11 protein-coding genes are annotated in these 16,250 nt (G+C 34.7%); 8 read left to right on the top strand and 3 right to left on the bottom strand.

Annotation, left to right across the window (positions count from 1 at the left end):
- Window positions 1–11: 11 nt before the first annotated feature.
- From hisC to ltaS, 8 genes are all read left to right on the top strand, one after another.
- A complete protein-coding gene (hisC, locus tag ABH961_RS09810; RefSeq protein ID WP_098079245.1) occupies window positions 12–1,112 on the top strand; it encodes a histidinol-phosphate transaminase in 1,101 nt (366 codons plus the stop codon).
- Window positions 1,105–2,205, top strand: coding sequence for a prephenate dehydrogenase (gene tyrA / locus ABH961_RS09805; RefSeq protein WP_048547887.1), 1,101 nt, complete (start codon window positions 1,105–1,107; stop codon window positions 2,203–2,205). The genes hisC and tyrA overlap by 8 nt, the downstream gene beginning before the upstream one ends.
- Window positions 2,206–2,221: 16 nt before the next feature.
- Window positions 2,222–3,511: a 3-phosphoshikimate 1-carboxyvinyltransferase gene (aroA, locus tag ABH961_RS09800; protein ID WP_048547577.1), complete on the top strand. Its 1,290-nt coding sequence runs from the start codon at window positions 2,222–2,224 to the stop codon at window positions 3,509–3,511.
- A 135-nt stretch (window positions 3,512–3,646) separates the two neighbouring features.
- The gene (locus ABH961_RS09795; RefSeq protein ID WP_116443012.1) at window positions 3,647–4,807 is read left to right on the top strand and encodes a GNAT family N-acetyltransferase; all 1,161 of its coding nucleotides are present in this window, start codon (window positions 3,647–3,649) and stop codon (window positions 4,805–4,807) included.
- Window positions 4,808–5,075: 268 nt separating this feature from the next.
- Window positions 5,076–5,642, top strand: a complete 567-nt coding sequence (locus ABH961_RS09790; protein ID WP_048547573.1) for a TetR/AcrR family transcriptional regulator — start codon at window positions 5,076–5,078, stop codon at window positions 5,640–5,642.
- A gap of 243 nt (window positions 5,643–5,885) precedes the next feature.
- Entirely contained in the window at window positions 5,886–9,002 is a 3,117-nt protein-coding gene (locus ABH961_RS09785; RefSeq protein WP_404519308.1) for an MMPL family transporter, read from the top strand.
- A 383-nt stretch (window positions 9,003–9,385) separates the two neighbouring features.
- The gene (locus tag ABH961_RS09780) at window positions 9,386–11,011 is read left to right on the top strand and encodes an ABC-F family ATP-binding cassette domain-containing protein (RefSeq protein WP_048547569.1); all 1,626 of its coding nucleotides are present in this window, start codon (window positions 9,386–9,388) and stop codon (window positions 11,009–11,011) included.
- A gap of 528 nt (window positions 11,012–11,539) precedes the next feature.
- Window positions 11,540–13,513, top strand: coding sequence for a lipoteichoic acid synthase (gene ltaS / locus ABH961_RS09775; RefSeq protein ID WP_048547568.1), 1,974 nt, complete (start codon window positions 11,540–11,542; stop codon window positions 13,511–13,513).
- 68 nt (window positions 13,514–13,581) lie between these two features.
- On the opposite strand, the gene ABH961_RS09770 is transcribed toward ltaS, so the two are convergent.
- The 3 genes from ABH961_RS09770 to ABH961_RS09760 all read right to left on the bottom strand — a co-directional run bounded on the left by ABH961_RS09770 (window position 13,582) and on the right by ABH961_RS09760 (window position 16,037).
- Entirely contained in the window at window positions 13,582–14,250 is a 669-nt protein-coding gene (locus tag ABH961_RS09770; RefSeq protein WP_048547566.1) for a TerC family protein, read from the bottom strand.
- Window positions 14,251–14,362: 112 nt separating this feature from the next.
- Window positions 14,363–15,025: a DUF3841 domain-containing protein gene (locus ABH961_RS09765; protein WP_048547565.1), complete on the bottom strand. Its 663-nt coding sequence runs from the start codon at window positions 15,023–15,025 to the stop codon at window positions 14,363–14,365.
- A 184-nt stretch (window positions 15,026–15,209) separates the two neighbouring features.
- Window positions 15,210–16,037 carry a peptidoglycan-N-acetylglucosamine deacetylase gene (locus ABH961_RS09760; protein WP_048547563.1) on the bottom strand — a complete coding sequence of 276 codons (828 nt, stop codon included), beginning with the start codon at window positions 16,035–16,037 and terminating at the stop codon, window positions 15,210–15,212.
- Window positions 16,038–16,250: the final 213 nt, after the last annotated feature.

The raw sequence follows: 16,250 nt of genomic DNA, 5'->3' as shown, positions 1-16,250 counted from the left end.
GTGGTTTTAACATGCAAGTAAAAGATCAACTATCATCATTACAACCATATAAACCAGGTAAATCACCTGAACAAATGAAAGAAGTGTACGGAGATCATTCATTTGTCAAATTAGCATCAAATGAAAATCCATTCGGCTGCTCACCACGTGTTTTAGATGAGTTGCAAAAATCGTGGTTGGAACATGCTTTATATCCTGACGGAGGTGCTACAGCACTCCGTCAAACAATTGCAAATAAGTTACATGTTCAAATGGAACAAATACTTTGCGGTAGTGGTTTAGATGAAGTCATTCAAATAATAAGCCGTGCAGTACTTAAAGCAGGAGATAACATCGTAACGGCTGGTGCAACATTCCCGCAGTACCGTCATCATGCAATTATTGAAGGTTGTGAAGTGAAAGAAATCCCTTTAAATAACGGTGTATACGATTTAGACGAAATTTCGTCAGCAATAAATAATAAGACGAAAATCGTATGGATTTGTAATCCGAACAACCCGACAGGCACATATGTGAATGATCGAAAATTGACTCAATTTATAGAAGGTATTAGTGAAAATACGTTAATTGTCATTGATGAAGCGTACTATGAATACGTAACAGCAAAGGATTTCCCAGAGACATTACCGCTTTTAGAAAAACATAAAAACATTCTTGTACTTAGAACATTTTCTAAAGCGTACGGATTAGCTTCTTTCCGCGTTGGATATGCAATTGGACAGGAAGAGCTAATCGAGAAATTAAATGTCGTACGTTTGCCATTTAACGTATCTTCATTAGCGCAAAAAGCAGCGACGATTGCTTTTAGTGATGACGAGTTTATTGAGGAAATAGTTCGTGTGAATACAGAGGGATTACAACAATACGAAAGCTTTTGTAAGAAAAATGAAATTCCGTTTTATCCATCGCAAACAAATTTCATCTTCTTGCCAGTTGAGAATGCTGGGGAGATTTATGAAGCTTGTGCACACGCAGGATTTATTATTCGTCCGTTCCCAAATGGTGTCCGTATTACAGTCGGAACAAGGGAGCAAAATGAAGGAGTGATTTTAGTGTTAAAACAACACTTTCAAAATAAAAAAAGAAAGTCTCGAGATGAGGAAAATGCGTAAAAATGTAGTTTTAATTGGAACTGGTTTAATCGGAGGCTCTCTCGCATTAGCAATTAAGAAAGAGCACGATGTAACGATAACAGGTTATGATATATTTCAAGAACAAGTAGAGCGTGCAAAAGAATTACATGTAGTAGATGAAGTAGCAGTAGATTTACAGCATGCATGTGAAGAGGCGCATTTAATTGTGTTTGCTTCTCCAGTTGAAGAAACGAAGAAGTTATTACACAAATTAGCGTCATTTCATTTACGAGAAGATGTTATTGTAACAGATGTTGGTAGTACAAAAGGGACGATCATGAATGAAGCGGAAGCTTTATTTTCAAAGGAAGTATCTTTCATTGGTGGACATCCGATGGCAGGTTCTCATAAAACGGGAGTTGAAAGTGCAAAAGCACATTTATTTGAAAATGCATTTTATATTTTAACGCCGATGAATCATGTGCCAAATGAACATGTGGAAGAACTGAAGTGTTGGTTACAAGGAACAGGATCTCATTTTCTCGTTCTAAATACAGAGGAACATGATTATGTAACAGGGATCGTTAGTCATTTTCCGCATCTTATCGCAGCTGGATTAGTAAAGCAAGTGGAGAAACATGCAGGAGATAATCCACTCATTCATCAACTAGCTGCCGGAGGGTTTAAAGACATTACACGTATCGCATCCAGTAGCCCAAAAATGTGGAGTGATATTGTTAAGCAAAATCGCGAGCATTTAATGGTATTATTAAAAGAGTGGATCTCTGAAATGGAAGATTTATATGATACAGTTTCTACCGGAGATGCAGGCGAGATCCAAAACTATTTTGCAGACGCGAAAGAATACCGTGACTCTTTACCAGTACGAAAGAGAGGGGCAATTCCTGCCTATCACGACTTATACGTCGATGTTTTAGATAAAGTAGGGGCATTGGCTCATATTACGAGTATTTTGGCACGTGAAGAAATTAGTATTACGAACTTGCAAATATTAGAAGCACGTGAAGGGTTGCTTGGGGTATTACGTATTAGCTTCCAAAGAGAAGAAGATCGTATGAAAGCAAAGCTAGCGCTTAGAGAAGAAAAATACCAAACTTATGAAACAATTTAAATGAGAAGGTGAAAACATGAAGGAAAGAACAATAGAACCTGTTAATAACGGATTAAATGGTATTATTACAATTCCAGGAGATAAATCCATTTCACACCGCGCTGTCATGTTCGGCGCAATTGCAGAAGGAAAAACAACAATTAAAGGTTTCTTGCCCGGTGCAGACTGTTTAAGTACAATTTCTTGCTTTAAAGAAATGGGAGTAGAAATCGTGCAAAACGGTGATGAAGTCACTGTAGTTGGTAAAGGATTAGAAGGCTTACAAGAACCGAAAGCTGTATTAGATGTTGGTAATTCTGGTACAACAATACGTTTAATGTCTGGAATTTTGGCAAATACACCATTTTTCTCTTGCGTACAAGGTGATGCATCTATCGCAAAAAGACCGATGAAACGTGTTACAAATCCATTAAAACAAATGGGTGCAAACATTGATGGCCGTGAAGAAGGGACGTTTACACCGTTAACAATACGTGGTGGAGATTTAAAAGCAATTGAATACACTTCACCTGTAGCGAGTGCGCAAGTAAAGTCAGCTATTTTACTTGCAGGTCTTCGTGCAGAAGGTGTAACAGCTGTTACAGAACCACATATTTCACGTGATCATACGGAAAGAATGCTTGAAGCATTTGGTGTTAACGTAACTCGCGAGGGAAAAACAGTGAAACTTGCAGGTGGACAGAAGTTAACAGCGACAGACGTTCAAGTACCAGGTGACGTATCATCAGCAGCATTTTTCTTAGTAGCAGGCGCAATTATTCCAAATAGTAAACTAGTATTACAAAATGTAGGGATGAACCCAACTCGTACAGGTATTATTGATATTTTAGAGAAAATGGGTGCTACGTTCACTGTAGAGCCAATTAACGAAGGATCATCAGAACCAGCAGCAAACGTTACGATCGAAACATCTTCATTAAAAGGAATTGAAATTGGCGGAGATATTATTCCAAGATTAATCGATGAAATTCCTGTTATCGCCTTAGCGGCAACGCAAGCAGAAGGAATTACAGTAATTAAAGATGCTCACGAATTAAAAGTAAAAGAAACGAACCGTATCGATACAGTCGTTGCGGAGTTAACGAAACTAGGAGCGCGCATAGAAGCAACTGATGACGGGATGATTATTTACGGGAAATCAGCATTAAAAGGCAATACAGTAAATAGTTACGGTGATCACCGCATCGGAATGATGCTTGCAATTGCCGGCTGTCTAGCAGAAGGAAAAACAACAATTGAAGACGCAGAAGCAGTAGGCGTATCATATCCTACATTCTTCGAAGAACTTCAAAAGTTAGCCAAATAAAATGATAAAAAGCAGATACGGGATGTATCTGCTTTTTATATTGAATTCGTGTCGTTAAGTTCATATAATTTCATTCACCGCACTGGAATATTGAGAATTATGGTACAATTCAAACAAGGAATGGAGGAGAAATATATGAACGTTATACGATTAAAAGAAGATAGATTTAGCGAAGCATTACGCTTATCGGAATACGCTTTTCAATATAAAGTTGATGAGGAAAGATTGCAACAACAACTTACAAAGATGAAAGAAAGTCATGAAATATACGGTATTATGGAAGGGAAAGATTTAGCAGCAAAACTGCATCTTATTCCGTTTCATATATACATAGGCAAAGAAAAATTTAAAATGGGAGGCGTTGCAGGGGTAGCGACGTATCCAGAGTATAGAAGAAGCGGGTATGTAAAAGAATTGCTTCAACACTCACTTCAAACGATGAAAAATGACGGATATACAGTATCAATGCTACATCCATTTGCTGTTTCATTTTACCGTAAATACGGCTGGGAACTTTGTGCGAATCTCTTTGTATGTCATATGACAAAGAGTGATTTAGTTATGAAAAAACAAGTAAATGGTACTGTAAAACGTTTCAATAAAGAAAATCACCCAGAAGAGGTCGAAATGATTTATGAAACATTTGCAGAACGTTTTTCCGGTATGCTAGTTCGCGATGAAAAATGGTGGTTACAAGCTGTTTATGATGATTTAACATTAGCGATTTATTCCGATAAAAATAAAACGGCAGCTGGCTATATGTTATATAAAATTGAAAAAAACAAAATGACAGTAGAGGAATTTGTTCCACTGCATAATGAAGCGCGAAATGGTCTGTGGAACTTTATTTGCCAGCATGATTCTATGATTAAAGAACTTGAAATGACAGTAAGTGAAAATGAACCGTTATTATATACACTAAAAGAGCCACGCGTGAAAGCAGAAATAAAGCCATATTTTATGGGCAGAATTGTAGATGTGGAGCAGTTCTTAAAAAAATATGAGTTGAATTGGAACAATGCACAGCAAGAACTAATTTTACATATTACCGATTCATTTGCACCGTGGAATAACGTATCGGTGAGGCTTGCAAATCATGAAATAACAATTATGAAAGAGGAAACAATAGATAAAGGAATTAAGCTAGATATAAACGCATTATCTACAATAATGTTTGGCTATAAACGTCCGTTACAACTGAAGGAATTAGAATTCATTAGCGGAAGTGAAGAGGAAATACGAGCGTTTGAGGATATAGTTCCGGTACGAGAAGCATTTATTTATGATTTCTTTTAAAAAATAGGGCTGTCCAAAATCAAATTTTGGGACAGCTTTCTCTTTGGTTGTCGGTTTTTGTCGGTAAGTCGATATATTTTGAAAATCGCTGATATAATTGGAGATGCGCCGATATATCCTGAGAATCGCTGATATATTCTAATAATCGTTGATATAATTTTTTCACTAAAACGCAACCATACTTTGTCACGCACTTGACTTTTATTCCCTGTAATTTATAATTAAAAACGGAATGAATTTTCATTCCTGAAAATAGAGGTGGAAAAAAATGGCTAAAAACAAACAAGAGGATATTTTTGATGCTGCGATGCAACTTTTCGCAGAGCGTGGTTACGATGGTACGACAATTCCAATGATTGCTGAAAAAGCAAAGGTCGGTGCGGGTACTATTTATCGCTACTTTGAAAATAAAGAGGCGCTTGTTAACTCATTATTTTCAAAAAGTATGTTAGAGCTTTCTGAAATGATAAAAACGGATTTTCCTGTTGAAGCAAATATCCGTGAACAGTTTAGTCATACGTACAACCGTTTATTTGAATTTGCGAGAAACAATGTGGACGCTTTTTTATTTACAAATTCTCACTGCGATAGTTATTTTCTTGACGAACAGAGTAAGAAAATATTTGACGATTTTATAGGCTTCTTTATGAATATTATTGAAGAAGGAATCGCAAAAGGTTTTCTACGTCCATTGCCTCCAGTTGCTTTAATTATTATTGTATATCAACCGCTAGAAAAACTAACGAAGGTAATTGCAACAGGGCAATTAGAATACTCAAAAGAATTAGTAAAAGAATTGGAAGAAAGTTCTTGGAACGCTATTAGAATCATTTGATTCTATAGCTAATAAGTATAGGAATGAATATTCATTCCTGAATATATTTAAAACATGAGAGTAGGAGAGGATACTTGTGTAACAATAGGAATGAACATTCATTCCTGAAAAGGTAGTTTAATAGAATTTAAAAAATAATGTAATAGAATGATAGGAATGAACGTTCATTCCGAAAAAGTATTTATAAAAGGATAGGAATGAATATTCATTCCCTTTAAATTTTCAAAACGGGAGATGATTAAAATGAGTAAGCTGAAAAATTGGAGAAGTTTATCTTTTCTATTATGGATAGTTATTACTATTACAATGATCATAACGATGCCTAATATGGATAAATTAGTGAAAGAAAAAGGGCACATTACGATTCCTAATACAGAACAAAGTAGTATTGCTGACAAGATGATAAAAGAGATGGATAAAGGCGGGACTGAAAAGTATGAAATTATAGCTGTTTTTAATAGTGGAAGTAAAACAGCTTTAACAACTGAGCAAAAAGAGGAAATCGTAAAAACAATCCATGCTTTACAAAATGAAAAAGAGCAATTAGGAATTAAGGAAGTTGTTTCACATTTAGATAATAAAGATTTGGAAAAACAATTGATATCTAAAGACAATACGACCATTTTAACGCAAATCTCTGTAGATAAAAAAAATGGTGAAATATCAAAAGTTGCAAATGAGCTTCATAAAAAAGTGCAAACGAAAGGGGTAAAAACGTACTTAACAGGAAGTGATTTAATAGCGGGTGATTTTCTTACTTCCTCTCAAGAGGGAGTGAAGAAGACAGAAGCTATTTCTATCATTTTCATTCTAGTTGTATTAATCATTGTATTTCGTTCACCAATTGTTCCAATTGTATCTCTTCTTACAGTGGGTGTATCATATTTAGTTTCAATGGGGATTATTGCCCATCTAGTAGATCAATTTAATTTTCCGTTTTCTAACTTTACACAAGTGTTTGTAGTTGTTGTCCTGTTTGGAGTTGGAACAGACTATAACATTTTATTATATACAAGATTTAAAGAAGAATTAAGTAAACAAGAAAATGCATTTTTGGCTACGAAAGAAACGTTTAAATCAGCAGGGAAAACCGTTTTATATAGCGGGATAGCAGTACTAATCGGTTTTGCATCTCTTGCTTTAGCGAGTTTTAAATTATATCAATCTACTTCAGCAGTAGCAATTGGTGTCGCAGTATTATTACTCGTATTAACTACGTTAAATCCATTTTTCATGGTGCTTTTAGGAAAAGGAATGTTTTATCCAGTTAAAACATTTAAAGGTCATGAGGATAGTCGATTATGGGGATTTCTTGCGAAAAACTCAGTAGCAAGACCATTTGTCGCTTTAATCATTGTATTTGTGATATCGATTCCTTTCGTAATGAAATACTCTAACACACTAAATTACAATGATTTATTTGAAGTAGATAATAAATATGAGTCGAAAATGGGGATTAACGTAATAGAAGAGCATTTTCCACCAGGTTTTTCTTCACCAAGTACGTTAGTCATTCAATCAGATAACAAGTTAGATGAGGCGAGTTCGCTTCAAACTTTAGACGAACTAACTGATAAGATTTTGAAAGTGAAAGGTGTTTCAGAAGTATATTCACCGACGCGTCCAACCGGTGAAAGGATAAAAGAACTATATATAAATAAACAAGCGGGAGAACTAAATACAGGATTAGGAGATGCCAATGGTGGTATAAAGGAAATTAATGATGGATTAACTACTGCGAAAGATAAAATGGGTAGTAAAGATTCAAATAGTCTTGCAAACGTTCAAAAATTAATTGATGGAACAACGGAAGCGAAAAATGGTGTAACAGCATTAGGAACAGCTTTAGATCAACTTTCAAATGGCATAAATGACGGAGCACAAGGTGCGCAGCAAATTGAGAGTGGGTTAACTTCAGTAAATGAAAATATTAGTGTATTATCTAATGCAACTTCACAACTTCATGCTGGTTATTCGCAGTTAGAAAAAGGTTTAAGTTCCTACGATCAATACTTCGGAAGTATTTCTCAAGCGATTGATGGTGCGAAAAAAGGCTATGAACAAATTGAAATGTTAATGACGAATTTCATTCAAACGAAACCAGAATTAGCAAATGATCCGAACATACTGCAAACGATAGGGATCGCTAAAGAGGCTCAAAAGCAATTAGGTGAGCTTTCAAATGAATTAAATAAATTAGCAACGCAACATAAAGCGGCAATGGGTTCATTTAAAGAAGCGAATCAAGCGTTATCGAAAGTGGATAACGGCTTAAAAGGCATGAGCGATGGAGTTACTAAGTTACAAAAAGGAGCAGCTGATCTTAAAAATGGATTAAATGAAGGTGCTACAGGTTCAAAACAAATTGCGAACAAGTCATCTGAGTTACAAACCGGATTAACAAAAATAAACGACGGGCAAGGTCAGCTATTAACCGGGCTGAAAGACTTGCAAGAACAGATGGGGCAATTACAATCAGGATTATCTAAAAGTACAGAAGGGCTTGAAAAGGTAAGTAACGGCCTAGGAGATGCTCAAAAATATTTAGGAGAACTAAATGAATCAAAAAGCTCTGAGAAATTTTATATCCCAAAAGAAATTTTAGAGGGAGAAGATTTCCAAAAAGCATTGAATACGTACATGTCACATGATAGAAAGACTGCTAAAATGACAATCATTTTAGACGTAAATCCGTATTCAAAAGAAGCGATGCCAATCATTGAAGAAATTAATAAAACGATAGACGGTACGTTAAATGGTACAGAATTAAAATCGGTGAAAAAAGCAATCGGCGGCACAACAACTAGAAACGTTGATTTAAAAGAAGTAACAGGCCAAGATTTCTTACGTACAGCTACAATTATGTTAATTGGAATTGCGATTGTATTAATCGTTATTACACGGTCATTTTTAAATACAATCTTTATTATTGGATCTTTAATATTAGCTTATTTTGCATCACTTGGCATAAGTGAACAAATTAGTACACACGTATTAAACGTAGAGTCATTAAGCTGGAATGTGCCATTCTTTAGTTTTATTATGATTGTCGCTTTAGGTGTGGATTATAGTATTTTTGTAATGATGCGATACAATGAGTTAGAAGGGGATCCCGCAACGAAAATTGTAAATGCATCTCGTCACATAGGAGGAGTTGTATTATCAGCGGCACTTATTTTAGGCGGAACATTTGCTGCATTAATCCCTTCAGGTGTATTGACGCTTATACAAGTAGCATCTGTTGTTGGTGTTGCACTGTTAGTACTAGCTATCATTGTGATGCCAATATTACTACCTGCTTTAATAGGATTAACGAGTAAAATGAAGAATTATACGAAGAAATTAAGTAAAAGAAAATAAGAAAAATCCCCTTTTAAAAGGGGATTTTTCTTATTTAATAAACTTTTCCATCACGTCTTTATATTTTGCAAACTTTTCATCTTTCATTTCGCCATTTATTTGTATAGGAAGTGAGCGATAAACATTATATTCCAATTATAAATATTTTGTTCAAAATAACTCCTCTTTAAATTGTGAAATTTGCTTCTATATAATATTGTTTCGTTAAAAAACAAACATTTTATTCAAGGTAGAAAAGGGATGAATAGCAATCAACCGTTGCTATTCATCCATCTTCTACTATATAATAGCTATAGTCTACAATAATTGAGTCGTAATATGCGATTTTTTAAGACAATCGGTGAGAAAACGCTGAAATAAGCGGTATTAGTAGGAGGACACAAATGATTACAGTAAGTAACGTTAGTTTGCGTTTCGCGGATCGCAAATTATTTGAAGATGTTAACATAAAATTCACGCCAGGTAACTGCTACGGTTTAATCGGAGCAAACGGTGCGGGTAAATCAACATTTCTAAAGATTTTATCTGGAGAAATTGAACAATCAACAGGTGATATACATATTACGCCAGGTGAGCGTCTAGCAGTATTAAAACAGAACCACTTCGAATATGAAGAGTTCCCAGTATTAGAAACAGTAATTATGGGTCACACGCAACTTTACAAAGTAATGCAAGAGAAAAATGCCATTTACATGAAAGAAGACTTTAGTGATGAAGATGGTATGCGTGCTGCTGAACTTGAAGGTGAGTTCGCTGAGCTAAACGGTTGGGAAGCAGAATCAGAAGCTGCAATCCTTCTTAAAGGTTTAGGTATTGGTGAAGATGTTCATGATAAGAAATTGTCAGAATTAACTGGGGCAGAGAAAGTAAAAGTATTACTTGCTCAAGCATTATTCGGTAAACCTGACATTCTATTACTAGATGAGCCTACCAACCACTTGGACTTAAAAGCGATTCAATGGTTAGAAAACTTCTTAATGAACTTTGAAAATACAGTAATCGTTGTATCCCATGACCGTCACTTCTTAAATAAAGTTTGTACGCACATGGCTGATCTTGATTTCGGTAAAATTCAACTTTATGTTGGTAACTATGACTTCTGGTATGAGTCAAGCCAATTAGCTTTAAAATTAACACAAGATGCTAATAAGAAAAAAGAAGAGAAAGTAAAAGAGTTACAAAACTTCATTGCACGCTTTAGCTCAAACGCATCTAAAGCGAAACAAGCAACTTCTCGTAAAAAATTATTAGATAAAATTACATTAGATGATATTAGACCATCATCACGTCGTTACCCATTTGTTGGCTTTACACCTGAGCGTGAAATAGGAAATGACTTATTAACTGTTGAAGGTCTTTCTAAAACAATCGATGGTGAAAAAGTGTTAGATAATGTGTACTTCACTTTAAATAAAGGTGATAAAGTTGCATTTATCGGTCGTAACGATATTGCGATGACAACATTATTCAAAATCCTTATGGGTGAAATGGAGCCAGATAGCGGTTCATTCAAATGGGGCGTTACAACATCTCAATCTTACTTCCCAAGAGATAACTCTAAATACTTTGAGAACAGTGACTCCAACTTAGTTGATTGGTTACGCCAATTCTCTCCACAAGATGAGTCAGAAAGCTTCTTACGTGGTTTCTTAGGCCGTATGTTATTCTCAGGTGAAGAAGTTAAGAAGAAAGTTTCTGTATTATCTGGAGGCGAAAAAGTTCGTTGTATGTTATCTAAAATGATGTTAAGTGGTGCGAACGTAATCACACTTGACGATCCAACGAACCACTTAGACCTTGAGTCTATCACTGCATTAAACAACGGTTTAATCGCATTCAAAGGTACAATGTTATTCACATCTCATGACCATCAGTTCATACAAACAATTGCAAACCGCATTATCGAAGTAACGCCAAACGGTGTAATCGATAAAGAGGCTACTTACGATGAGTTCTTAGAAAATGAAGAACTTCAAAAACAAGTAGAAGCAATGTACAAAGGTCAATAATAAATGATGAAAAACCTCGCTCTCTTTATGAGAGCGAGGTTTTTCATAATCTTTGATTTTATGAATTATGAATAATTATTCAAAAATAACTTTAGAGAAGGAAAGACATTTTGAAGTTACATATAGAGGAATGGCTGAAGTATGAATAAACTTGAAATACATTAAGAGATTTAATATACACCGAAAAAAACAAATGCTATCTATTGTGAATTTCATTATATTACATTAATGTTCCAGAACTGGAGACATATTTATTTGCGAAGCAGTGAATAAAGGTTTATAGTATGTGGAGTCATAATTAGTGGATGAGACTTGGGAGAAAACAGAAAATGTTACAAATTTATTTTATTAAATAGAAACCAAGGTCAAAATGTCTAGAAAGAAATAGTTGAATAAATACTAGCTTCAAATTATAATTACTAATATTCTTCATTTAGTTAAACAAACAAAATCTATTTGAAGATAAAAAATTGAATAGAGACAGACTTATAAAAAAATAAGCCTTGGATGATCAAAAGAGGTGGAGAGATGAAACAATTACTATTAAAGAGTAAGCGAGTGTTAAGCAATCACTTTGGATTTTTCGTGTTTGCCATTATTTTATTCTGGTTAAAAACATACGCAGCATATGTGACAGAATTTAATTTAGGGATATCCAACACAATCCAAAAGTTTTTACTGTTTTTCAACCCGTTAAGCTCAGCAGTTTTATTTTTAGGGCTCGCATTATTCGCAAAGGGGAAACGTGCTTACATTTGGTTAATTGTTATTAATTTGTTAATGTCTATACTGTTATACGCAAACGTAGTATATTATCGCTTTTTCAGTGACTTTATTACGTTCCCGACATTAACACAAACGAATAACTTTGGAGATTTAGGTGGTAGTATTTTTGCATTGCTACACGCATATGATCCACTATATTTCTTAGATACAATCATTTTAATCGTTTTAGTTGCAACAAAATTTGCAAATCCAAAACCAATTCGTGTTGCGAAACATAAATTATCACTAGTATTTGTAGCAGGTATTTTATTATTCAGCATTAATTTAGGTCTTGCAGAATCCGATCGTCCTGAATTATTAACAAGAACATTTGACCGTAATTATATTGTGAAATATTTAGGGGCATACAACTATACGATTTATGATGGCATTCAAAGTGCGAAAGCATCAACAGAACGAGCGTTAGCTGATGGAGATAATATGACAGAAGTTAGAAATTATCTTGCATCAACATATGCAAGTCCAAATCCTGAGTACTTTGGTAAAGGAAAAGGAATGAACGTAATTTATATTCATTTAGAATCATTCCAAAACTTTTTAATTGATTATAAATTAAATGGGCAAGAAGTTACACCGTTCTTAAACTCATTTACAAAAGATGCGAATACGTTATACTTTGATAACTTCTTCCATCAAACAGGACAAGGTAAAACATCTGATGCGGAGTTCATGTTAGAAAACTCAATGTTTGGATTACCACAAGGATCTGTTTTTACAAATAAAGCTCATAACACGTATCAATCAGCACCAGCTATTTTAGGTCAACAAGGATACACATCAGCTGTATTCCACGGTAATTACAAAACGTTCTGGAACCGTGATGATATTTATAAATCATTTGGTTTCAATAAATTCTTTGATGCGTCATACTATGATATGAATGAAAAAGATGTAGTAAACTATGGATTAAAAGATAAACCGTTCTTTAACGAATCTATACCATTATTACAAACATTGAAACAACCGTTCTATACGAAGTTCATTACGCTATCAAACCATTTCCCTTATCCAATTGATAAAGAGGAAGCGACGATTGAACCAGCTAAAACAGGTGACTCTTCCGTAGATACGTATTTCCAAACAGCACGTTATTTAGATGAGTCTGTAAAAGGATTCTTGGATTACTTGAAACAATCTGGTTTATACGATAACTCAATTATCGTTATGTACGGTGATCATTACGGTATTTCTGATAATCATGGCGCAGCAATGTCACAAATAATGGGTAAAGAAATGAACTCATTTGAAAATGCACAACTGCAACGTGTACCATTAATCATTCGTGTTCCAGGAGTGAAGGGCGGCGTACAACATCAATACGGCGGAGAAATTGATGTTCTTCCGACACTATTACACTTACTAGGTACAGATACGAAAAATTATGTCCAGTTCGGATCAGATTTATTATCACCAGAGCATAAACAAGTCGTTCCATTCCGTAACGGTAACTACGTAAGTCCAACAGTGACTGCACTAAACGGCAAATACTATGATACAGTGACTGGTAACGCTGTTGAATTAACAGACGAAATAAAACAAAATGAACAAATGGTTCAAAAATCACTAAAATACTCTGACCAAGTCGTAAACGGAGACTTATTACGATTCTACACACCGGAAGGTTTTACACCAGTAGATCGTTCGAAGTACAACTATAACCATCGTGATAAAAATAAAACGAAGGTAAAGACGACTGAAGACGGGGAAACGAAATAAATATTAAAGAGCGCTACTCATTTGAGTAGCGCTTTTGTTTGTACATATAACGTTGTCATTATATAGAATTATCTTTCGTTTTTTGTTTTTTGTTTCATCTTTCCAAAGAATACTACACCGGCAATGATAATAATGATAAATGCCCATTTTATGAAAGGATTACTTTCGAAAAATCCAGCGAACCATTTCTCATCTACAATCATTTTCGCAGCAGTATAAGCTAAAACAGCTGCTCCAATCGTAATGATGACAGGGAATCTATCCACCCATTTTAAAATTAAGGTACTGCCCCATACTACTACTGGAATAGATACTAATAGTCCGATGACTACTAAAGAAAAATTACCATGCGCAGCTCCTGCAACAGCGAGAACATTATCAATTCCCATTAATGCATCAGCTATAATAATGGTTTTAATAGCAGACCAAAATCCTTCTTCTGCCTTAATATCATGATCTTTACCTTCAGCAATTAATTTGTAAGCGATCCATATAAGGAGTACACCACCAATTAGAAGTAGCCCCGGTATTTTTAATAACCAAACGACAACTAAAGTAGCGAGGGCTCTAATCGCGATTGCCCCGATAGTTCCCCAAATAATAACTTTCTTTTGCTGATCTTTCGGTAATCGCCTTGCTGCTAACCCAATTACAATGGCATTATCACCGGCTAACACTAAATCAATTACAATGATGGCAAGTAAGGCAGACAAATATTCGGTTGAAAGAAAATCCATATACACATCACTCCTTAAGAGTAATATGTGCTAAAGTGTTGATAATATAAAAAATAGGATTGAATTTGTATACTCAATCCATAATTTCTTACTGTATTTTGATATATATGTTTTAATTCCGTATAAGTCGCTTTTGCAATTTTTTTTGCTTGTCGTTTCTTTTTCTTAATTTTCGATTCATCTTTTTGATACGATTTTCTTTTCTATTATGCCAGTTATCACTTCTGATTTCATTAATAGATTTATCTCCCTTAGCACGAAAACGTCTGACTTTTTTTACAAAGGAAAGGGGGATTTTGCCGATAACACCTTGTTTTTCTAATGAAGCCTCTTTACCTTTATACCAATCAGGATGAGATAATAAATAGTCGAAGTCGAATATTAATCTGTACTCTTCATCCATAAAAGTAAACCAGTCTTCTAATGTTCGTTTATTTGTTTGATGAAAATACATAGAGCTAGCAGTCATGGCACAACACCAGTAACTAATATCACTCCATAGTACCCATTCATTCGGCACATCAAGTGTTAAAATTACCATTTTTGAATTTTCTCTACCCCAGGCTTTAGCATTTCGATCTGGATAATTATTTGCTTCCCAGACCCAAATAGGATAGTTCCCTTCATAGTAGAGTAATCTTTTTTTAGCTACACGTACCATCCAATCGTATGAATATATAAAATCGGGATCGATGTTTTCTTTACTTCCTTCTAAATAACCAAGTTTTTTAAATTGTTTCCATGCTGCTTCAGTTTGAACTGTATATACTATCATGTGACACCTACTCATTTAAACTAGCCTATAGTATAACATGACATGTTTTTAAGTTAAATTAATGTGATTCTTAATTTCTATGGATATAAGGGAAGGAGGGAGTTCAATTGAATATACGAGAAGTAATACCCAATGCGATAAAAAAAGACTCAATAACCTACTAGAGGAAATCAAGTCTTTTTCATTACATACGGTTATCATGCCAGAAGTTTAATGGGAAGTGTTCGTTCTCACTATAACTTTCTAATTCATATCCTTTTTCTTTCAACCCTTTAATAATTCCAGGTACTGCTTTAACCGATTGTGGATGAATGTCATGCATAAGAATAACTTCTGTTGGCTTGTTAGCTCCATTTACAACGTTTTGCACAATTTTAGCTGATGCAGCATCAACAGGCATTTTACTGTATGTCCAGTCTAAAGAGTCAATTGTCCAATCCCAAACTTTTAATCCGTTTTCGACAACTTTGTTGCGAAGAGCTTCGTTTAATCCTGGCATTGAGCCGTAAGATGGACGAGTTAATACTGGTGATTTGCCTAGAACACCAGCGATTAAGCCTTGATCTTCCTTCATTTCATCTACGTAATGACCTTCTGTGTAAAGTTTCTTGTAGTTATGAGTCATACTGTGCATCCCAACGTAGTGGCCTTCAGCATCTTCACGTTTTACAAGATCAGGGAGTGCTTTTACGTTTGAACCAATTAGGAAAAATGTTGCTTTTGCATTTTCTCTCTTTAACATATCTAAAAGCTCGGCTGTGTATTTTCCAGGACCATCATCAAATGTTAAATAAGCGACTTTTCTAACTTGCCCGTTATATTGTTTTGGAGCTTCTTTCGGTGCAAGAGATGATTGAATTTCACTTACAAGTTGAACAGATTTTGCTTCATCCTCTGTACTTGCTAGAGCAATATGTGCTGATCCTAAAGCCGCTTCGTATGTAAATAATACCCCCGCGCAAATCAACATAGCCCTTTTTACTAAAGTTGTCATTCGAATTCCATTGTGCATAATTTTCCTTCTCTCTATAAAAGTTCTACTCTACTATATTAGCAATTATAGGGAGGTAATTGCAAAAAAACTTTTTTACAAGTGCAAAAAAGTTTGTTCAAAAATATGCAAGATTTTGTATCAATTGCAGTCTTGAAAAAACAGGGTGATTTTAATGTTTATTATGAAAATTTTCAAGAATCAAATTTGGTTCTTCTAATAATGATGTAGGTG

The organism is Bacillus sp. RC251, assembly GCF_044908765.1.
GTDB lineage: Bacteria > Bacillota > Bacilli > Bacillales > Bacillaceae_G > Bacillus_A > Bacillus_A wiedmannii.
This window is presented reverse-complemented; position numbering and strand designations above follow the sequence as displayed.